Below are 20,821 nucleotides of genomic sequence, written 5' to 3'. Positions count from 1 at the left end.
ACCCTAGTGAAAGGTCGTCCCGTCCCGTGACCCGGGCGGCCCTCCCGACGGCGCGGGAGGGCGGCAGGCGACCCGGGAGGGCTACAGGTGGTTCTCGGGAGAGAACGTCTTGAGGAAGAACGACGCCGGGCTCCCGGCGGTGTGCCGTACCCCGGCGCGCAGCACCGTGAGCCCCTCCGACTCGACCTCGTCGTGGACGATCTCCTCGGCGTGGCGGCCGATCGGCTCGCCCTGGCCGCTCGTGCCCCGCGTGGTGAACCCGCCGGTGAACCCCCTGCGCACGTCGGCGCCCGCGGTGGGCTCCGGCACCACGCAGATCACGCTGGACGGCCGCTCGTCCGCCGAGCCGGGGCGGCGCAGGCCGACACCGTAGAGCCGGACGCCGCCGGGCGCCTCGGGCCGCCGCAGGGCGGCGGTGACCACGTCGCCGAGGCAGTCGGCGACCGCGATGTACTCGGGGTGGTCCCCCAGGTCGACCGGGCCGCCGAGCACGTCGGCGAGGCCGGGGCCGGTGGCGATGACGGAGTCGCTCACGGCGACCTCGGCGAAGGGGTCGTCGTTGCCCCGCACGGCCAGCCCGCCGTTCTCGATGGTCGTGGTGGCGTACCCGCCCCGGGAGATGACCTCGTGGTCGCCGACCTTCCTGGGTTTACCCCCGGAGGCGATGAGCCTGTCCCGCACGGCCGCGGCGTCGAAGGCGCCGTCCAGCCGGACGGCCGCCGGCTGGTACCCGACCGAGACGGCCCGGTCGGCCGCGGACAGGTCCACGCCGATCGAGTCGCGCAGCTCCGGGACGCCGAGCACGTCGAGACCGAAGTAGGCCGCGTCCTGCCAGGGCCCGTCGGGCTCCGGCTCCCGGCCCCGCAGCACGCCGAGCTCCCGCCAGTGGGCCAGGTCGTTGTAGGCGAACGGCTGGTCCGACTCGCCCCCCGACACCTCGGACATCGCCCCGCGCAGCCCGGTCCCGGCGTCGCCGCCCGAGCAGCCCGCCATGACCAGCCCGGCCATCGCCAGGACCATCCCGAAACGTCGCACACACGTACTTTAGTGAAGAACCCCCTGTGCTCCCGGTCCGCAGCGGCGCGGGACGGGGCTCCCGTACCCGTGCCGCGGGGCGCGCCGCAGCGCCCCGCGGCCCGTGCGTCAGGGGACGATGTTGACCAGCTTGGGGGCGCGGACGATGACCTTGCGGGGGGCGCCCGACAGGAAGCCCTGGACCCGCTCGGAGGCCAGCGCCAGCGCCTGCAGGTCGGCCTCGGAGATGTCCGGGGAGACCTCCAGGCGGTCGCGGACCTTGCCCGCGACCTGCACGACGCAGGTGACGGAGTCCTCGACCAGCAGGGCCTCCTCGGCGACCGGCCAGCCGGCCCTGGAGACCGAGGCCGGGTGGCCCAGCCGCTCCCAGCCCTCCTCCGCGGCGTACGGCGCGACCAGCGACAGCATGACCGCCAGCGCCTCGGCGCCCTCCCGGACCGCCGGGTCGGCGGCGCCGGGGCCGGAGTCGATGGCCTTGCGCAGCGCGCTGGTCAGCTCCATCATGCGGGCCACCGCGACGTTGAAGCGCTGGGACTCGACCAGCTTCGTGACCTCGTCGACGACCTTGTGCACGGTCTTGCGCAGGTTCAGGTCGCCGGCGGCGAAGTCCGCGCCGGGCGCGGAGGCCGCACCCGCCTCGGCCATCACCCGGAAGGCGCGGGCCAGGAACTTCTGCGAGGCGGCGGGCGAGACGTCGGCCCAGTCGATGTCGTCCTCGGGCGGACCGGCGAAGACCATGGTCAGCCGGACGGCGTCCACGCCGAAGGCGTCGATCTGCTCGCCCAGGTCAACGCCGTTGCCCAGGGACTTGGACATCGCCTTGCCGCGGTTGATCACCTGGCCCTGGTTCAGCAGCCGGGTGAACGGCTCGGTGAAGTTCACCATGCCCATGTCGTACAGGACCTTGGTGAAGAACCGGGAGTACAGCAGGTGCAGGACCGCGTGCTCGACACCGCCGACGTACTGGTCGATCGGGCCCCACTGGCGGACCTTCTCCACGTCGAACGGCCCGTCCTCGTAATCCGGGTCGACGTAGCGCAGGTAGTACCAGGAGGAGTCGACGAAGGTGTCCATCGTGTCGGTGTCGCGCGCGGCGGAACCGCCGCACTTGGGGCACTCGACGTTGACCCAGTCGGCGGCCGAGGCCAGCGGGGAGACGCCCTTGGGCGCCAGCGCCTCGCCGCGCAGGTCGGGCAGGGTGACCGGCAGCTGCTCGTCCGGGACGGGGACCTCGCCGCAGTCGGCGCAGTGGATGATCGGGATCGGGCAGCCCCAGAAGCGCTGACGGGACAGCAGCCAGTCGCGCAGCCGGTAGTTGACCGCCGCCTTGCCGGTGCCGCGCTCGCTCAGGACCTCGATGATCTTCCGGATCGCCTCGGCCTTGCTCAGGCCGTCCAGCGGACCGGAGTTGACCAGGGCGCCGTCGCCCGCGGTCGCCACGCCGGTCTCGCCCGGGTCGGCCAGGCCGGTGTGCACCACGACCCGCACCGGCAGGTCGAAGGCGCGGGCGAAGTCCAGGTCGCGCTGGTCGTGGGCGGGCACGGCCATGATCGCGCCGTGGCCGTAGTCGGACAGCACGTAGTCGGCCGCCCAGACCGGCATCCGCTCGCCGTTGACCGGGTTGATCGCGTAACGGCCCAGGAAGACGCCGGTCTTCTCCTTCTCGGTGGACAGCCGGTCGATGTCCGACAGCTTGGCCACCTCGGCCCGGTAGGCCTCGAAGGCCTCCCGCTGCTCGCCGGAGACGATCTCCTCGGCCAGCGGGGCGTCCGGGGCGACCACGAAGAAGGTCGCGCCGTACAGCGTGTCGGGACGGGTCGTGTAGACAGTCACCGGCTCGTCGCGGCCCTCGATCACGAAGTCGACGTCGGCGCCCTCGGAACGGCCGATCCAGTTGCGCTGCATGGTCAGCACGCGGTCGGGCCAGCCGCCCTCCAGCTGGGCCATGTCGTCCAGCAGCCGGTCGGCGTAGTCAGTGATCTTGAAGTACCACTGGGTCAGCTCGCGGCGGATCACCTCGGCGCCGCAGCGCTCGCACCGGCCGCCGACGACCTGCTCGTTGGCCAGCACGGTCTGGTCGTTGGGGCACCAGTTGACCAGGCCGCCCTTGCGGTAGGCCAGGCCGCGCTCGAAGAAGCGCAGGAACAGCCACTGGGTCCAGCGGTAGTACTCGGGGTCGCTGGTGTGCAGGCGGGTGGACCAGTCGAAGGAGATGCCGTAGCGCTTGAACGAGTTCGCCTGGGTCTCGATGTTGGCGTAGGTCCACTCGGCCGGGTGGGCGTTGCGCTTGATCGCGGCGTTCTCGGCGGGCAGGCCGAAGGAGTCCCACCCGATCGGGTGCAGGACGTCGTAGCCCTTCTGGAACCAGTAGCGCGCGACCACGTCGCCGATGGCGAACACCTCGGCGTGACCCATGTGCAGGTCGCCGGAGGGGTAGGGGAACATGTCGAGCATGTAGCGCTTGCCGCCCGCGCCGGAGGGGGTGGCCGGCGCCGCGAAGGGGTTCAGCTCCTCCCACCGCCGCTGCCACTTGACCTGCAGTGCCTGCGGGTCATAGTGCTGCTCGTCGGTCTGCATGTCGGCTTGCTCGCTCACGTTTTCTTCCCTCGGTGTTCATCCGCGCAGATGATCTTGAACCATCCGACCCAATAGAAAAACCCTCCGCTCACGCGAAGGGCAGCCGCATCGGCGGGGCGCTCAGCGCCGGGAAGGCCGATGCGGCCCGGTAAGCAGCAGGGTCGCGGCACGCATAGTCAAAGCCTATCGCAGTCCGCACGTCTTTTCATGAACGGCGGTTTTTCACGGACGGCGACGGCTTTTCACGACCGGCGGCCGGGGGCGGATACGGACGGCTATGGCCGCCCCGTCACCTATCCGTCCGGGCGAACGCGGGACACCGGCACGGCGGGCCACCACAATGGGTGCGACCTTCATGAAGCCGTACGGGGTCCGCAATGGTAGATCTGTTGTGACCTCGTGCGTCCATCCCGTTTACCCTTTTCACCGTGGCACACTCAGCAGAGCCGGGGCAGGGCCCGGATCCGGCGGCGCAGGCGGGCCTGCCGATGCAGGATCCGCCGACCGATCCCAGTGGACTCCAGTTCGGGGAGGCGTTCTCTCGTTTCCCTGCGAATGCCCCTGCTTCCCATGAGAGCATGCCCAATACCCCCAATTCGGGCACCCCGGCGAGAGGTAAGGAACCCATGGCCTCGGAGCAGTCCAGCCAGCCCCACCTGCCTCCGGCATGGGCGCAGACACCCGAGCCCTCGCCGTCCCGGGCGAACGACCCGTTCAGCGCGGGCGGCACCGGCCCCCGGCAGCCCCTTCCCCCGAACGAGCGGCCGCAGTCCCCCGCCGGCGCGACCTCCTGGAAGGCCACCGTCCCCGGCAACGGCTCGTGGCAGCAGTTCTTCGGGACGCAGGACCCGGCCCCGCAGGGCGGCCCGGCGCAGGAGGACTCCGGCGTGTGGTCCCCCGCCGCCGCGACCCCGGCCGTCGGGGTCCCCACCGCGACCGCCCCGGACCGGGGCAACGGCGGATGGGGCACCTCCCCTGACCCCGCCGGCGGGCCGAACCCGTTCGCCAGGCCCGAGGCGTTCCCGTCCGCCGACCCCTTCGCCAGGCCCGACCCCTTCGCCTCCGCGGATCCCTTCGCCCGGCCCGAGTCCTTCCCGGCCGATCCCTTCGCTTCCGCCGACCCCTTCACCAGGTCCGAGTCCGCCCCGGCCGACCCCTTCGCGAAGACCGCCACCTTCGGACCGCCCGGCCAGGTTCCCGGTGACCCGTTCGGCAATGGCGGGGGGAACGGCGGCGGGAACGGGAACGGCCGGCCCGGCGGTGACCACGGCCCGCACGGCCCCGTCCAGCAGGGTCTCCTGCGGCCCGGTCAGGGCTTCCCGCCCGGTCACGGGCCGGCGGACCCGCAGCCGGGCCAGGGCGTGTCGGGTCAGAGCGGCCCCGGGCACCCCCGGCCGGGCCAGAACCCCGGGCAGAACGGGCCAGGCCACAACGGGCCAGGCCACAACGGTCCCGGCCAGGGCATGCCGGGCGGTCCGCAGGGGCAGCAGATCGCGCCGGGCGGCCACCTGAGCCGCGACCCCTCCGACCCCAACCGGCCGTTCGTCACCGCCGGTCAGATCAGCGGTCCCAAGACCCCGCCGCCGGAGCGCCAGCAGGAGTTGTGGAACACCGTCTTCGGTGAGAACTACCAGGCCATGGGCGAGGAGGACGAGCTCGACGAGCCGGGCAAGCCCGTCTGGATCTTCGCGCTCGCCGGGTCCGCGGTGATCGCGCTGGTCGGCGTGGTGCTCTGGGCGTTCCTGGCCGGACCGCTGGCCTCCGCCGAGGAGAGCGCCCCGGCCCCCACGCCCGCGCCCTCGGCCACCAAGAAGACCGCCAAGCCGCGGACGATCGGCCGCCTGCCCCGCTACAAGGGCGACGCCTCTCCGGTCGCCGGGACGATCACCGACACCAACGCGGCGATCACCGTCCCCCGGCTCGGCGCGCCCTGGCAGCAGGACACCCGTCCGAACCTGACCACGACGTACGGCTTCAGCACCCGCCAGTACGCCCCCGCGGGCCAGGACGCCTCCGGCAAGGCCCAGTACGCGGAGGTGATGTCGGGTCCGCTCTCGCCCCGGCTGAAGGGCCGCTACACCTCGCCGGAGAACCTCGCGCCGGTGATCAACGCGGTGACGCTCGCCGCCCGCAAGAAGTTCTTCCCCGAGGGCAACACCGCCCGCAAGACCGCCCAGCAGACCCTCTCGGTCGGCGGGCTGCCGGCGCAGCTCGCCGCCTACGAGATCACCTCGGGCGACGCGAAGACGACCGTCGTCGTGGCGGCCGTGAGCACCGGGGCCGACCTGCCCTCGATCGTCTACATGTCGGTGCCGCAGGACGTCAAGGAACTGCTGCCCGACGTCAACACGGTCTTCAAGGGGATCAAGACGACCGCCGGCTGAGGACCGCCCGGGCGGGCGCCGGTCGCGCCCGCCCCACCCGGTGCCCGGTGCCCGGTGCCGTACGGCGTCCGCCGCACGTCAGAAGACGCACTCCATGTGCTTGATGCCGTTGATGAAGCTGGAGTAGAGCCGCTCGGGCCGGTGTCCCTCGATCCCGGGGACACGGCGCAGAAGCTCGCGGAACATCACCGTGATCTCCCGGCGGGCCAGGTGCGCGCCCAGGCAGAAGTGCGGGCCCGGACCGCCGAAGCCCACGTGCGGGCCCTCGGTGCGCAGGATGTCGAACCGGAGCGGATCGGTGAAGACGGCCTCGTCGCGGTTGGCGGCCCAGTAGTAGAGCACCACCTTCTCCCCCTTGCGGTAGAGGGTGCCGTTCATCTCGTGGTCGCGGGTGACCTTGCGCCGCATGTAGTTCACCGGGGAGGCCAGCCGGACGATCTCCTCGACCGCGCCCGGGGCGTGGCCGTCGATGTCGGACAGCCAGAGGGCGCGCTGGTCGGGGTTCTGGGTCAGCAGGCGCAGGCCGTACGAGATCGCGTTGCGGGTGGTCTCGTTGCCCGCCACCACCAGCAGGATGAAGAACGAGCCCAGCTCCTGGGCGGTGAGCCGCTCCCCGTCGATGTTGGCGTTGACCAGCGACGAGGTGAGGTCCGAGGTGGGATGCTCGGTGCGGTGCGCGCCGAGGTCCTGGACGAGCTGGTTCAGCTCCAGCCCGGCCATGAGCAGCCTCTCCGCGATGCTGCTCACGTCGCTTCCGCCGTACTCGGGGTCGAAGCCGCCGAGGATGACGTTCGACCGGTCGAAGACGAAGCCGTAGTCCTTCTCCGGGATGCCCATCATGTCGCAGATGATCTTCAAGGGGAGCTTGGCCGCCACCTCGGTGACGAAGTCGCAGCCCGACCCCTTGGCGAGCAGATCGTCGACGATCCGCACGGCCGCCGCGTCGACGTCGGCCTCGAACTGCTTGATCATCTTCGGGGTGAACGCCCGGGACACGATCCGGCGCAGGCGCGCGTGCCGCGGGTCGTCCATGTTGATCATCGAACCGAAGTACTCGGTGAACTCCGGCGGCATGTCCGGGATGTTGGTGGCGCCGCCGTCCCCCGAGCAGAAGACCTCGGGGTTGCGGCTGGCCTCCAGGATGTCGGCGTGCCGGACCAGCGCGTAGTAGCCGGGCCCCGGCGGGGCGAAGTCGATCTCCGGCTCCCGATAGAAGGCCGGGCGCTCCAGGCCCCGCAGGAGCTGGAAGGCGTGCTCCCGCTCGTGCATGGGCCTGGCCCAGAAGTCGTAGTCCGACAGGTCGAAGTCGTCGGCGGAGACGATCGGCCTCCGCTCGGCTGGCGTCACGCTCATGACGTAAGTCTTTGCGCAAGCAAAGACTTACGTCAATGCGCGACCTAGAACTCGCACGTCAGGTGCTTGATGCCGTTGATGAAGCTGGAGCGCAGGCGGTCGGGCTCGCCGGCGGAGCGGATCTGCGGAAGCCGGGTGAACAGCTCGCGGAACATCACCGAGATCTCCCGGCGGGCCAGATGGGCGCCCAGGCAGAAGTGCGGGCCCGGGCCGCCGAAGCCCACGTGCGGGCCCTCGGTCCGCAGGATGTCGAAGCGGTGCGGGTCGGTGAAGACGGTCTCGTCGCGGTTGGCGGCCCAGTAGTAGAGCAGGACCTTGTCGCCCTCGCGGTAGAGGGTGCCGTTCATCTCGTGGTCGCGGGTCACGGTGCGGCGCATCCAGGCGACCGGGGAGGCCAGCCGGACGATCTCCTCGACCGCCCCGGCGATGCGGCCGTCGAAGTCCTCGGTCAGCAGCGCGCGCTGGTCGGGGTTCTCGGTGAACATGTGCAGGCCGTGCGAGATCGCGTTGCGGGTGGTCTCGTTGCCCGCCACCACCAGCAGGATGAAGAACGAGCCCAGCTCCTGCATCGTCAGCTTCTCGCCGTCGATGTTGGCGCTGGTCAGCGAGGTGATGAGGTTGTCGCCCCCGGCGTCGGCCAGGGAGACGACCAGGTCCTGCAGGCGCTGGCCGGCGCCCAGGAGCAGTTCGGCCGCGCGGCTGACGTCGTCGATGAACTCGGGGTCGCCGCCGGACAGGATGACGTTGGAGGCCTCGAAGACCGTCTGGTAGTGCTCCTCGGGGATGCCCATCATGTCACAGATGATCTTCAAGGGGAGCTTGGCCGCGACCTCGGTGACGAAGTCACAGCCCGGCCCCTTGGCGATGAGGTCGTCGACGATCCGGGTGGCCTCGGACTGCACGTCGGCCTCGAACTGCTTGATCATCTTCGGGGTGAAGGCCCGGGACACGATCCGGCGCAGGCGCGCGTGCCGCGGGTCGTCCATGTTGATCATCGAACCGAAGTACTCGTTGAACTCGACCGGCAGGTCGTGGATGCTCGTCGAGCTCTTGCCCGAGCAGAAGACCTCGGGGTTGCGGCTGGCCTCGATGATGTCGGCATGCCTGACCAGGGCGTAGTAACCCGGGCCCGCGGGGGCGAAACTGATCTCCGGCTCGGTGAAGCGGATCGGATGCGGTTGCGCGCGCAGTACGGCGAAGGCGGACTCGCGCTCGGCCATCGGCCGCTCCCAGAAAGCGACGTCCGAGAGATCGATGTCGGACAGGTCGATCTCGGGCAGCCCCGTGCCCGCCTGCGAAACCGTCACGCCAGCCTCCATTAGAACCGAGTTCGGTTTCTTGCCGATCCTGCCATACGGTCACTGTTCCAACCAGTGCAGAATCAGCTCGTTCACCTCCTTGGGCCGTTCCAGATGGAAGAAGTGGCCGGCGCCGGGAACCCGTTCCAGCCGGGACCCCGGCGGGAGGAACGCCGGGGCCGTCACGGCCAGGCCCGGATCCAGGCAGCCGTCGGCCTCCCCGTGCAGGTAGAGGATCGGCACCTCCCCGCCGCTCGCGGCCCCCTCGGCGGCATAGCGGCCGCTCGGCGGCACGGTGCCGAGCATGGCCCGGTAGTAGCCGATCGCGGCGGCCAGGTTCGCCGGATCCCCCAGGCTCCGCCGCACGTGGGCGATGTCCTCGGCGGCGTCGTGGCCCGGCGACCAGTCGCGCCACAGCCCTTCGATGAACCCCTCCCCGGCGGCGGCCGTCTCGGCCAGGGGCGTCTGGAACAGGAAGATGTAGAAGGAGCGCTTGAGCTGGTCGTACTCGAAGAAGCCCGAGAGCAGCGCGGCCGGTGGGGGCACCGCCATGGCGACCCCCTTCCGCCAGCGCTCCGGAGCGAAGGCGGTGGCACTGTAGACGGGGAAGGCTCCCCAGTCGTGCCCGATGAGCACCGCGTCGCCGTCCCCGCCGAGCACCTCGTGCAGCGCGCAGGCGTCGGCGACCAGTGCCCCGGCCTCATAGATCCCGTCTTCGGGGATCGAGGTGGGCGCGTACCCCCGCATGAACGGCGCGACCGCCCGGTACCCGCGCGCGGCCAGCTCGGGCATCAGGTGCCGCCAGGTGTGGGCGGTGTCGGGGAACCCGTGCAGGCACAGCGCCAGCGGCCCCTCCCCCATCTCCAGGTAGCCGAAGTCGATCCCGTTGGCCGTGACCGTCCTGATCTCCATGCCCGTGAACCTAACACTAGCTTGGCCCCATACGGCAGGCCGGACTCGCCGGGCGCATGGGGGCGGCCAAGGGCCGCATCTCCCGGATCGGGCAGGGCAAGGTCTTCACCGTTGACGCCATTGCCCGCCATGTCGCCGCCCTCGGCGGAAAACTCAATCTGGTCGCCGAGTTCGGGGACCACACTCACAAGGTGGGCGGCGCCGAAGAACTGAAGGCGAGTTGATCGCGGAGCCGCTCCCACGGCGATCAGGTCGTGTACGGCGGGCGTATCGACCGTGGGCCCACCCGTGGCGCACGTCCGCGGTGGGCCGCGCGTTGCCCACCCGGCTGCGCCTCAGGCTCGATGAGCCCACCCGAGCCCCCTCGGCCGACCGACGTCGAGCCACCGGCCTCGTCGGCGCGCCGTGATCGTCGGCGGTCCCGAGGCGTGGGAGGTCATCCGGCCGGTGAAGGCGACCCGGGCCGCCGAGCCCGCCGCCACGGCGGAGGAGATCGTGGCCATGGTCGCGCACCACGGGCGGGGCCCGCCGGTCCGCCCGGTCCGGGTCCGCCGGTTCGCCGGTTCGCCGGTTCGCCGGTTCGTACGCCTACGCCTACGCCTTGTACGGCAGGTGCTTGATGCCGTTGATGAAGTTGGACAGCAGGTAGTCGGGTTCGCCTGTGGCGCGGATGTCGGGCAGGCGGGTGAACAGCTCGCGGAACATCACGGTGATCTCGCGGCGGGCCAGGTGGGCGCCCAGGCAGTAGTGCGGGCCGGGGCCTCCGAAGCCGACGTGGGGGTTCGGGTGGCGGGTGATGTCGAAGACGTCGGGGTCGGTGAAGACGGTCTCGTCGCGGTTGGCGGAGTTGTAGAACAACAGGACCTTGTCGCCCTTGCGGTAGTCCATGCCGTTCATCGAGTGGTCGCGGGTGAGCGTGCGGCGGAACTGGATGACCGGGGTGGAATAGCGGATGATCTCCTCGACCGCCCCGGCGATGTGCCCCTCGAAGTCCCCGGTCAGCAGTGCCCGCTGCTCGGGGTGGTCGGTGAGCAGCTTCAGCCCGTGGGAGATCGCGTTGCGGGTGGTCTCGCTGCCGGCGACCACGAGCAGGATGAAGAACGAGCCGAGTTCCTGGGGCGTCAGCGACTCCTCGCCGTTGACCAGCAGGCTGGTCAGGTCTCCGTTGGAGTCGCCCCGGCGCTCGCGGCCGAGCCGGGCGGCCAGGTGGTTGAGCGAGCGCCCGGCGCCCATCAGCTTGACCAGGCCTCGGGCCACGTTCCAGCGTTTGAAATCGGGCTCGATGCCGGTGTACTCGGAGTCGGCGTTGCCCAGGATGATGTTGGTCGCCCGGAGCACCCGGTCGTGGTACGACGCCGGGATGCCCATCATGTCGCAGATGACCTGGACCGGGAGGCGGGCCGCGATCTGGGTGACGAAGTCGCCGGGGCCCTGCGCGATCGCCTCGTCCACGATCCGGGTGGCCGCGCTCTGCAGGTCCTCCTCCATCTTGGACAGGATCCGGGGCGTGAACGCCCGCGAGACGATCCGGCGCAGCCGCGCGTGCCGGGGGTCGTCCATGTTGATCATCGAGCCGAAGTAGATCGCCATCCACCGGGGCATGTCCACGATGCTGTTGGCCGTCGGCTCGCTACTGAAGATCCCGGCGTTCCTGCTGGCCTCGGTGACGTCGGCGTGCCGGACCAGCGCGTAGTACCCGGGGCCGTGCCCGACGAAGGGGACCTTGTTCTCCTTGACGAAGACGGGCCGGTCCAGTCGGCGGAGCCGCCGGAAGGCGTCCGCGCGCTCTGCCTGCGGGAGAGCCCAGAACGGGATCTGCGACAGGTCGATGTCCGTCACACTCGCGGTCATTAACCCAGATTTCGGCAAGTGCTTACTTACGTCAAGTGTGAGCCGCGACACACGGGACCGGGCCGCCGCGGGACGTCGGCGGCCCGGCCGCCCTCACCGGCCGTCGCCGGGCGGGCCCTCCGGCGCCGGAGCGGGCCGATCGGGCGCCGGCGCGTCGGCGGTGGTGGTGAAGACGGCCAGGATCTCCCCGATCTGATGGTCGCGTTCGAGGGGGTGGCGCAGCGGCAGGGTCGGGTTGAGCCGATAGCGGTTGCGCCGGCCCTCCCGGGTGGCGGTGAGGTATCCGGCCGCGGTGAGGTCGGCCAGGATGCGCTGCGCGGCCCGTTCGGTGATGCCGACGCGGACGGCCACCTCGCGGATGCGGACGCCGGGGTCGCGGGCGATGCACAGCAGCACGTGGGCGTGGTTGGTCAGGAAGGTCCAGTCCGGCACGCCTGCCATCGTATAAAGCATGACGTCCGTGTCGTGAACCGAGAGTTACGATCTCCGAGACGTGAAGCCCGTGGCGCCGGTCGCCGCCGAGCGGGTGGCCAGGAGGCTCCAGACGACGGAGACGGCGACAGTGGCCACGATGACCCCGAGCGTGACGGGGACGGGCAGCTTGCCGACCGGGGTCTCCGACAGGATCAGCTTCACCCCGGCGAAGGCCAGCAGCACCGCCAGGCCGTAGTGCAGGTGCGTGAACCGGCGGAGCAGCCCGGCCAGGCAGAAGTACAGGCTGCGCAGTCCCAGGATCGCGAACGCGTTTGCGGTCCAGACGATGAAGGTGCTGGTGGTGATCGCGAGAATCGCCGCGACCGAGTCGATCGCGAAGATCAGATCCGTGGCCTCGACCGCGATGAGCACCACGAACAGCAGCGTGGCCACCCGCCTGCCGTTCAGGCGCGTGAAGAACCGCCCGCCGTGGTAGCGGGGGTCGGTGGGGATCACCCGGCGCACCAGGCGCACCACCGGGTTGCGGTCCGGCGGAGTCTGCTCACCGTGCCGGAAGGCCATCTTGTAACCGGTGTAGACGAGGAACGCACCGAACAGGTAGGCGGTCCAGAAGAACGTCTCCAGCAGTTCGACGCCGACGAAGATGAACGCCAGCCGGAAGACCAGCGCGCCGACCACTCCCCAGAACAGCACCTTGTGCTGGAGCGCGGCGGGCACCGCGAAGGCAGTGAAGATCATCGCGAAGACGAAGACGTTGTCGATCGACAGCGCCTTCTCGATCAGGTAGCCGGCGAAGTAGGTGCCGGCCGCCTCGCCGCCCTGCCACCACCACACGACGGCGCCGAACAGCAGACCGGCGGTGATCCAGACGCCCGACCAGACGGCGGCCTCCCGGAAGCCGATGACGTGGTCGTCGCGGTGCAGGAACAGGTCGACGGCCAGCATCGCGGCCACCGCCAGCATCACCAGGGCCCAGGCCCACCAGGCAACGGACAACGGAGGGACCTCCTCGACCAGGCCGCGGCGTGCGCAGCACGGCGGCGCCGAGCCGTCGACGGTCTCCCCGGGCCGCCGGAACGGGCGGCCGCACCACCGGGGCCCGGATCGGCCGGGCCCGTATTGACGGCGGTGCGTCGAAGCGTCGGGTACTCCCCCTCGAAATACGTCTCAGTATTCATGACATGAAATACGTGTGTCAAGCGTCAGGTGTCGCACCCAGTGTCCGGACGGGACCCCTCGCGACGAGCGTCCAGGCGGGATCCCGCGCGACGACGGCTCGGGCTCACGACACGGGCTTCGTCCACGAGGCCCGCTGCCCCTCCGTGATCAGGTCGGCCGCCTTCTCGCCGATCATGACGGCGGGGGCGTGGGTGTGGCCGCGGTTGATGACCGGCATGATCGAGACGTCGGCCACGCGCAGCGCCGCGACGCCCCGCACCCGCAGGGAGGGGTCGACCACGGACTCCTCGTCGGCGCCCATGCGGCAGGTGCCGACCGGGTGGTACAGGGTCTCGCTGCGCTCGCGGATCCAGCGGGTGAGCTCCTCGTCGGTCTCCGCTCCCCAGTACGGGTCCATCGGCGGGCCGGTGAACGGCTTCAGGGCGGCGGTGGCGAACAGCTCCTTGGCCCTGCGCAGCCCCGCGATCTGCCGCCGGAGGTCCGCCTCGGCCGTCAGGTAACCGGGGTCGATCACCACCTCCCGGCCGTTGAGGGAGATCCGGCCGCGGCTCTCGGGCTGCAGCAGGATCGAGGCGATGGTCAGGCCGTGGCCGGGCGGCGGCGTCATGCCGTGGTCGATGAACGGCCCCGGGGCGAAGATCAGCTCGATGTCCGGGGCGGGCTCGTCCGGCGTGGTCCGGATGAAGGCCACGGCCTCGCCGACGTTGGAGGTGAGCATGCCCCTGCGGCCGACCAGGAAGCGCAGCAGGTTCGTGACGGAGTCGGCCCCGGCGAGCGTGACCGGCCGGGGGCAGTGCAGGATGACGCCCGAAGCCAGGTGGTCCTGGAGGTTGCGGCCGACCTCGGGCAGGTCGTGGACCGGCTCCACCCCCTGCGCGCGCAGTTCCCCGGCGTCCCCGACGCCGGACAGCATCAGCAGGTACGGCGAGCCGATCGCCCCGGCCGACAGGATCACCTCCCGGCTCGCGCGCAGTACGGTGCCGCCGCCCGCCTCGCCCGTCCCGGCCGCTCCCTCCGCCCCGCCCGCGCCGCCGGCGGGCCCGCCGTACTCCACCCCGACCGCGCGCCCGTCCTCGATGAGGATCCTGTTCACCTGCGAGGAGGTGATCACGGTCAGGTTGGGCCGCTTCATCACGGGCCTGAGGTAGGCGTCGCAGGCGCTCCAGCGCCGGCCGCGGTCCTGGGTGACGGGCGTGGGGCAGCAACCCTCGTTGGAGGGGCCGTTCAGCTCGTCGAGCCGGGTCATCCCGAGTTCCTCGCAGGCCGTCAGGAACGCGGTGGTGGTGATGTTGGGGCTGCGCAGCTCGGAGATGTGGATGGGACCCTCGGTGCCGTACACGCCGCCGCGGTTGCTGCCGACGCGGTGCTCGGCCCGCTGGAAGTACGGCAGGACCTCGTCGTAGGACCAGCCGGGGACCTGCCAGCCGTCGTAGTCGGCGCGGTGGCCGCGGACCCACATCTGGGCGTTGAGCGAGGAGGATCCGCCCAGCACCCGGCCGCGCGGCCAGTAGAGCTCCCGGCCGGACATCTCCGGCTGCTTGGCGGTGGTGAAGTCCCAGTCGTACGGGGTCTTGAACAGCTTGGCGAACCCGACGGGCATGCGGATCTCAAGTTTCCTGTCGGATCCGCCCGCCTCCACCAGCGCGACGCGGACTCCCGGGTCGGCCGACAGCCGGTTGGCGAGGACGCATCCCGCCGAGCCGGCACCCACGATCACGTAGTCGTACTCCACGCTCACTGACCCTTCCTTCGTCCAGACGGTCAGCTCGCCTCCCCGATAAGCGGGCTCTTACCTGCTTACTCGCCTCCGCTTTACCCGTCAATTTGTAATCTGGGCTACCTACCGGTCGGTATGTCCCGCCTGCCAGGATGAGCGGGTCAGAGTTTGTTCGGACGGAGGACCCATCCATGCTCAACCTGTCGATCGTGCTGGAGGACAGCGCCCGGGAGGCACCGGACCGCACCGCTCTCGTCTTCGGCGAGCTGCGTCTGCCGTACTCCCTGGTGAACACCGTCGCGAACCAGGTTGCCAACCTGCTGGTCTCCCGGGGGATCCGCAAGGGTGACAAGGTCGCGCTCGCCTGCCCGAACCTCCCCTACTTCCCATTCGTCTACTTCGGCATCCTGAAGGCCGGGGCGACGGTGGTACCGCTCAACGTCCTGCTCCAGTCCCGCGAGATCACCTACCACCTGGAGGACTCCGAGGCCAAGGCGCTGTTCTGCTTCGAGGGCTCCCCCGAGCTGCCGCTGGGCGAGCGGGGCAGGGCGGGCTTCGAGGGCGCCGCGGGGACCGAGCACTTCTTCGTGCTGCCGGCCACGCCGTTCGCCACCGAGTCGGAGTACGGCGAGACCCTGTGGGCGGCGCTGGACGGCGCCTCCGGCGAGTTCGAGACGGTGCAGACCGCGCCGGACGACACCGCGGTGATCCTGTACACCAGCGGCACCACGGGCCAGCCCAAGGGCGCCGAGCTCAGCCACCAGAACATGCTGATGAACGCCATGGTCTCGGACGAGATGTTCCCGCGGACCGAGGGCGGGGACGCCTACCTGGCGGTGCTGCCGCTGTTCCACTCCTTCGGCCAGACCGTGGTCATGAACGCCGGGTTCCGCCGCCGCGGCACCATCGTGCTCATGCCGCGCTTCGAGCCGGGCCCCGCGCTGGAGCTGATGCGCCAGGAGAGCGTCACCCTGTTCGCGGGCGTGCCGACCATGTACTGGGCCATGCTCACGAAGATCCACGCCGACGGCGACGAGGTGCCCTCCTCGCTCAGGGTCGCGGTGGCCGGCGGCGCGTCCTCCCCGGTCGAGGTCCTCAAGGACTTCGAGACGACCTTCGGGGTCGGCATCCTGGAGGGCTACGGCCTGTCGGAGACCTCCCCGGTGGCCAGCTTCAACCAGATCGGCAAGCCCAGCAAGGCGGGCAGCATCGGCACGCCGATCTGGGGCGTGGAGATGAAGCTGATCGACAGCGAGTGGAACACGGTCGAGGGCGAGGGCCCGGGCGAGATCGCGATCCGCGGCCACAACGTGATGAAGGGCTACTACAACCGGCCCGAGGCGACCGCCGAGGTGATGAAGGACGGCTGGTTCCGCACCGGCGACATCGCCACGCGCGACTCCGACGGCTACTACGCCATCATCGACCGGGCCAAGGACATGATCATCCGAGGCGGCTTCAACGTCTACCCGCGTGAGCTCGAAGAGGTCCTGATGACCCACCCGCAGGTCTCCCTGGCCGCGGTGGTCGGCGTCTCCCACGACTCGCACGGCGAGGAGGTCAAGGCCTACATCATCCGCACGCCGGGCGCGACCATCACCGAGGAGGAGCTGGTCGAGTGGTGCAAGGAGAACATGGCGGCCTACAAGTACCCGCGGATCGTCGAGTTCCGTGACGCCCTGCCGATGACCGCCACCGGCAAGATCCTCAAGCGCGAGCTCCGCTAGCCTCCCGCTCGCCGTACGGCGGCGCCGGAGACCTCCGCGTCCCGGCCCCCCGTACCGGCTCCGGAGCACCGGCGGCTTCGGGGCTGCCGGGGCGTGTGGAATCGGTGGCGGGTTTCGCTCAGGTCGGGGGCGGGGCTGCCGATGGACGGGCATGACAGCCGGAAGAGCGTGGGCCTTTTTGGGCGTGGCGGGAGCGATCGCCGCCGTGACCGCCGTCATGTACGCGACGACGGCCGGCGAGATCATGTACTTCGCCCTGTACGGTGTCGTCTGCGCTCTGTCCTGGTGGGCGGCGCTGCGGCTGGTCGGAGACGGGGACCGGCGGCCGTGGTTGCTGATCGCGCTCGCCCAGACGCTCTGGCTGACCGGTGACGCGATCGAGATGGGCTTCCTGCTGACCACCGGCGAGGTGCCCCCGGTCGGGATCAGCGACGCGTTCTGGCTCGGCGGTTATCCCCTGATCGCCACCGCCCTGGTGCTGATGGCCCGCCGCCGCGCGCCCGGCCGGCTGCGCGGGGGCGTGCTCGACGCGCTGACCCTCACCACGGTGGCCGGGCTGGCCTCCTGGCAGTTCCTGATCCAGCCGCTCCTGGGCTACGGCCTCGACGACGCCGTCATCCCGGCCCTCTACCCGGTCGGGGACATCGTCCTGCTCGCGGCCACGCTGTTCCTCACCCTGTCCCCCGGCGAGCGCGGCGCCCCCACCCGTCTGCTGCTCACCGCGGTCTTCGTCTATCTGGCGGTCGACCTCGGCTACAACCTGCTGCCCTACGTGCTCGACTACCAGTACGTGGAGAAGCTCGGCGCCGGGCTGCTGCTGGGCCACGCGGTGCTGGTCACGGCCGCGCTTCATCCCGGCCGGTCCGAGCTGACCCGTTCCGGATCCCAGGTCCACACCCTGCACCCGGCCCGGGTCGTCTTCCTCGGGCTGGCCCTGCTGGGCACGCCCACCCTCGCCCTGAGGTACGCGGGCTTCAGCGAGCAGGAGATGCTGACCATCGCCGCCAGCGCGGCCTGCGCGGCCTTCGTGCTGGCCCGGTTCACGGGAGCGGTCCGCGAGCAGGAGCGCATGCAGGCCCAGCTCGTCTACCAGGCGCGGCACGACCCCCTCACCGGCCTGGCCAACCGGACGGTCCTGAACGACACCCTGCAGCTGGCCGTGGACGACTCCCGTTCCGGGATCACGGTGCTCTACCTCGACCTCGACGGCTTCAAGGAGATCAACGACACCCACGGCCACGACGCCGGGGACGCCGTCCTGCTGTCGGTCGCCGGCCGTCTGTCCGCCCTGGCCGGGGACGGCGACCTGGCGGCCAGGCTCGGCGGCGACGAGTTCGTCCTGCTGTGCCGGGACAGGCCGCTGGAGGCCACGGTGGAGCTGGCCGAGCGCGTCCTGCGCGAGGTCTCCACGCCGACCCTGTTCCAGGGGCACCGGCTCTCCGTCGGCGCCAGCATCGGCATCGCCGTCCACGACGGCGCGAAGCCCGGTGCCACGGCCCCGGGGATCCTGCGCGCCGCCGACGCCGCGATGTACTCGGCCAAGCGCCTGGGCAGGGGCCGCTGGGTCGCGGCCGACGACACCGACCCGATCATGGCCGCCTGAAGACGAGAGCCGCGGCCGTCCGCCCGTGCGGGGGCGAGGACGGCCGCGGCTCTCACGAACGACGGCAGTGGTGCCGGTCAGGGCCAGTCGAGCGAGGGGCGCAGCGGCATGTGGGCCCCGCCCTCGGCGTCGAGCCTGGTGGCCAGCACCTGGTGGAGCTGGATCTTGTTGCGTTCGAATCCGACGATGCAGCCGGCCATGTAGAGCCGCCAGACCCTGGCGGTGCCCTGGCCGACCTCCTTCACGGCCTCGTCCCAGTGCTCGTCCAGGTTGGCGCACCAGTAGCGCAGGGTCTGCGCGTAGTGCTCGCGCAGGTTCTCCTCGTGGCGGATCTCGAAGCCGATGTCCTCCATCTGGCGGACCAGGTAGCCGACCGACTCCAGCTCCCCGTCGGGGAAGACGTAGCGGTTGATGAAACCGCCGGCGTTGAGGGTCTTCTCCGTCCCGGTCGGCCGGGTGATGCAGTGGTTGAGCAGCCGGCCGCCGGGGACGAGCTTGTCGTACAGGAACCGGAAGTAGAACGGCAGCTGTTCCTTGCCGATGTGCTCGGTCAGGCCGATCGAGCTGACCGCGTCGAAGCCGGTCTCCCGCACGTCGCGGTAGTCCATGTGCCGGATCTCGACCAGGTCGCTGAGACCGGCCTCGGCCACGGCCTTCTGCCCCCACTCGGCCTGCTGGCGCGAGAGGGTGACCGCCAGGACCTTCACCCCGTACTCGCGGGCGGCGTGCATGGCCATGCCGCCCCAGCCGCAGCCCACGTCCAGCAGCCGCATGCCGGGCTTGAGGCCGAGCTTCCTGGCCACCAGGTCGAACTTGGCGAACTGCGCCTCCTCCAGCGAGGCCTCCTCGGAGGGGAAGACCGCGCAGGTGTAGGCCATGGACGGGCCGAGCACCCACTCGTAGAAGGTGTTGGATACGTCGTAGTGGTGGTGGATCGCCTCGGCGTCGCGCTTCTTGGCGTGCCTGCTGCCCAGCTTGGCCATCATGCTGCGCCGCATCTCCTGCGGCGGGGGCTGCAGCCGTGTCAGCAGCGGCTTGATACCGAGCGCGCGGATCGCCGCGACCTTCTCGTTCATCGGGATGTCGTTGATGGTGAGCGACCACATGCGGGACAGCAGGGTGTACATGTCCCCGTGCACGTCGAGGTGCCCGGAGACATAGGCACGGGCCAGCCCCAGTTCGCCCGGGGCCTGCGCCAGGTAGGCCACCGCGACCGGGGACTTCACCTCGAGGGTGATGTCCGCGCCGTCCGGGCCCGCCTTGCTGCCGTCGTAGGCGATGAGACGGATGCCCGTCCCCGATCCCACGACCTTCTCGAATATTTCCGCGAGCTTCACAGCAGGAACCTCCTTAACGCCCCCGCACACACTTGTCGTAGAGGTCGAGCAACCGGCCGCCGGGGTCGTAGGCCCGTTTGACCGGCCAGTAGGCGTCACCGTTGTACAGACGCCAGAATTCGTCCCGGGGGTAGAACGACGTGGAGTACAGCGACTTGTGCCCCTCCAGCGCGTGCACCTCGCGCTCGATGAGACGGTTGTGGTAGCCGTCGAACTGCCCCCGGGGCAGCGGGACGGTCCCCCAGAAACCGAAGTTCACATACAGCCGCCCGGGCTCCAGCGGATAGAGCGGCCAGCGGCCGGTCGAGGTGAGCGGGCACATCCACACCGGCGTCATGCCGACCTTCTCGTGGAAGAACTCCAGGAAGTCCGCCCCCCGCTCGACGGGCACCTCGATGTCCTGGATGACCGACTCCTGCATGGGCTGGTTGCGCCACCGGTCCACCCGGGCGACCAGGCCGTACTTGCGGTCGAGGCCGACGAGCCTGCGGTAGACGTCGGAGCGCATCCACCGGCGCGGCATCAGCGAGCGCACCAGCGGCCCCTGCACGCCGAAGGCCCGCGAGCACCAGAACCAGTCGGTGTCCCAGCGCCACAGATAGTCGCGGACCGTCAGCCAGTCGCGGGTCCTGCTCTGGATCGACTGGTAGTAGATCCGCATCCCCGTGTAGTCGGAGACGTACGGCGCGCGCTCGGCGAAGCGGCCGACGGTGATGTAGAGCTCACCCGGCTCGAAGAACGTGCCGTCGACGAAGTCGACCGGCTCCCCGTCGTGCTCGCGGCTCTCGCAGATCTCCTGCATGGCGAGCATGCACTTGTGGGCGTCGGTGAACTTGATGTGCGTGAGCCGGACGTACGGCTGCACGGGCCTGAGCCTGATCCGCAGGCGGAGGGCGTAACCGAGCGTGCCGTAGGAGTTGGGGAAGGCCCGGAACAGGTCGTGGTGCTCGTTGTCGTCGCGTGCCACGACGATGCGCCCGTCGCCGGTGAGGATCTCCATCTCCTCGACCGACTCGTGCGGCAGCCCGTCGCGGAAGCTGGTGGACTCGATGCCGAGCCCGGTGACGGCGCCGCCGAGCGTGATGGTCTTGAGCTGCGGGACGACGTACGGCATCAGCCCGTGCGGGAGCGTGGCGTCCACGAGGTGCTCGTAGGTCGTCATGCCCTGGACCTCGGCGGTCATGGTGACCGGGTCGACCTCGATGACCCGGTCGAGGTCCTTGGCGGAGAGCGGGGCCCCCTGGGCGCCCTTGCGGAACCTGAACAGGTTGGTGGTGGCCTTGGCCAGCCGGGGCGGCGCGTCCTGCGGAATCGCCGAGTACGACTCCCTGATCCGCTCGACCGCCCTCCGGTGCTCCGACATCTGTGTCGTACGTGTCACAGAACATCACCCCCAGGACTCTCGACCGGAAA

Annotated in this window: 15 protein-coding genes; 4 read left to right on the top strand and 11 right to left on the bottom strand. The window is 70.5% G+C overall.

Annotation, left to right across the window (positions count from 1 at the left end; genetic code table 11):
* Nucleotides 1-81: 81 nt before the first annotated feature.
* The gene (locus Psi01_RS05345) at nucleotides 82-1,035 is read right to left on the bottom strand and encodes a hypothetical protein (protein ID WP_204062803.1); all 954 of its coding nucleotides are present in this window, start codon (nucleotides 1,033-1,035) and stop codon (nucleotides 82-84) included.
* A gap of 108 nt (nucleotides 1,036-1,143) precedes the next feature.
* Nucleotides 1,144-3,612 carry a leucine--tRNA ligase gene (leuS, locus tag Psi01_RS05340; RefSeq protein WP_204062859.1) on the bottom strand — a complete coding sequence of 823 codons (2,469 nt, stop codon included), beginning with the start codon at nucleotides 3,610-3,612 and terminating at the stop codon, nucleotides 1,144-1,146.
* A 626-nt stretch (nucleotides 3,613-4,238) separates the two neighbouring features.
* Here leuS and Psi01_RS05335 point away from each other — a divergent pair.
* Nucleotides 4,239-5,996, top strand: coding sequence for a hypothetical protein (locus Psi01_RS05335; protein ID WP_204062802.1), 1,758 nt, complete (start codon nucleotides 4,239-4,241; stop codon nucleotides 5,994-5,996).
* Nucleotides 5,997-6,074: 78 nt separating this feature from the next.
* On the opposite strand, the gene Psi01_RS05330 is transcribed toward Psi01_RS05335, so the two are convergent.
* The 3 genes from Psi01_RS05330 to Psi01_RS05320 form a co-directional block, all read right to left on the bottom strand.
* Nucleotides 6,075-7,349 carry a cytochrome P450 gene (locus Psi01_RS05330; protein ID WP_204062801.1) on the bottom strand — a complete coding sequence of 425 codons (1,275 nt, stop codon included), beginning with the start codon at nucleotides 7,347-7,349 and terminating at the stop codon, nucleotides 6,075-6,077.
* A 44-nt stretch (nucleotides 7,350-7,393) separates the two neighbouring features.
* Nucleotides 7,394-8,569: a cytochrome P450 gene (locus tag Psi01_RS05325; RefSeq protein ID WP_239127140.1), complete on the bottom strand. Its 1,176-nt coding sequence runs from the start codon at nucleotides 8,567-8,569 to the stop codon at nucleotides 7,394-7,396.
* Nucleotides 8,570-8,707: 138 nt separating this feature from the next.
* Nucleotides 8,708-9,559: an alpha/beta fold hydrolase gene (locus Psi01_RS05320; RefSeq protein ID WP_204062799.1), complete on the bottom strand. Its 852-nt coding sequence runs from the start codon at nucleotides 9,557-9,559 to the stop codon at nucleotides 8,708-8,710.
* Between the two features lie 56 nt (nucleotides 9,560-9,615).
* On the opposite strand from Psi01_RS05320, the gene Psi01_RS05315 reads away from it, so the two are divergent.
* Nucleotides 9,616-9,783, top strand: coding sequence for a hypothetical protein (locus Psi01_RS05315; protein ID WP_204062798.1), 168 nt, complete (start codon nucleotides 9,616-9,618; stop codon nucleotides 9,781-9,783).
* Nucleotides 9,784-10,153: 370 nt separating this feature from the next.
* Here Psi01_RS05315 and Psi01_RS05310 read toward each other — a convergent pair whose 3' ends face one another.
* The 4 genes from Psi01_RS05310 to Psi01_RS05295 form a co-directional block, all read right to left on the bottom strand.
* A complete protein-coding gene (locus Psi01_RS05310) occupies nucleotides 10,154-11,410 on the bottom strand; it encodes a cytochrome P450 (RefSeq protein ID WP_204062797.1) in 1,257 nt (418 codons plus the stop codon).
* Between the two features lie 93 nt (nucleotides 11,411-11,503).
* Nucleotides 11,504-11,851, bottom strand: coding sequence for a helix-turn-helix transcriptional regulator (locus tag Psi01_RS05305; RefSeq protein ID WP_239127125.1), 348 nt, complete (start codon nucleotides 11,849-11,851; stop codon nucleotides 11,504-11,506).
* A gap of 36 nt (nucleotides 11,852-11,887) precedes the next feature.
* Nucleotides 11,888-12,841, bottom strand: a complete 954-nt coding sequence (locus tag Psi01_RS05300) for a TerC family protein (RefSeq protein ID WP_239127122.1) — start codon at nucleotides 12,839-12,841, stop codon at nucleotides 11,888-11,890.
* Nucleotides 12,842-13,127: 286 nt separating this feature from the next.
* Entirely contained in the window at nucleotides 13,128-14,762 is a 1,635-nt protein-coding gene (locus Psi01_RS05295) for a GMC family oxidoreductase (RefSeq protein ID WP_239127120.1), read from the bottom strand.
* 170 nt (nucleotides 14,763-14,932) lie between these two features.
* Here Psi01_RS05295 and Psi01_RS05290 point away from each other — a divergent pair, with 170 nt between their 5' ends.
* Together Psi01_RS05290 and Psi01_RS05285 are read left to right on the top strand one after the other, a co-directional pair.
* On the top strand, nucleotides 14,933-16,468 hold the full coding sequence (locus Psi01_RS05290; RefSeq protein ID WP_204062796.1) for a long-chain-fatty-acid--CoA ligase: 1,536 nt from the start codon (nucleotides 14,933-14,935) through the stop codon (nucleotides 16,466-16,468).
* Nucleotides 16,469-16,619: 151 nt separating this feature from the next.
* Complete coding sequence (locus Psi01_RS05285; protein ID WP_204062795.1) at nucleotides 16,620-18,071, top strand: GGDEF domain-containing protein; 1,452 nt, start codon at nucleotides 16,620-16,622, stop codon at nucleotides 18,069-18,071.
* A gap of 77 nt (nucleotides 18,072-18,148) precedes the next feature.
* Here the strand turns inward: Psi01_RS05285 and Psi01_RS05280 are convergent, their stop codons facing one another.
* Both Psi01_RS05280 and Psi01_RS05275 read right to left on the bottom strand, forming a co-directional pair.
* Nucleotides 18,149-19,408, bottom strand: a complete 1,260-nt coding sequence (locus Psi01_RS05280; protein ID WP_204062794.1) for an SAM-dependent methyltransferase — start codon at nucleotides 19,406-19,408, stop codon at nucleotides 18,149-18,151.
* A 13-nt stretch (nucleotides 19,409-19,421) separates the two neighbouring features.
* Nucleotides 19,422-20,771: an FAD-binding oxidoreductase gene (locus Psi01_RS05275; RefSeq protein ID WP_204062856.1), complete on the bottom strand. Its 1,350-nt coding sequence runs from the start codon at nucleotides 20,769-20,771 to the stop codon at nucleotides 19,422-19,424.
* Nucleotides 20,772-20,821: the final 50 nt, after the last annotated feature.

Origin of the sequence: Paraplanobispora siamensis, assembly GCF_016863175.1 — a bacterium.
GTDB classification, from domain to species: domain Bacteria; phylum Actinomycetota; class Actinomycetes; order Streptosporangiales; family Streptosporangiaceae; genus Planobispora; species Planobispora siamensis.
This window is presented reverse-complemented; position numbering and strand designations above follow the sequence as displayed.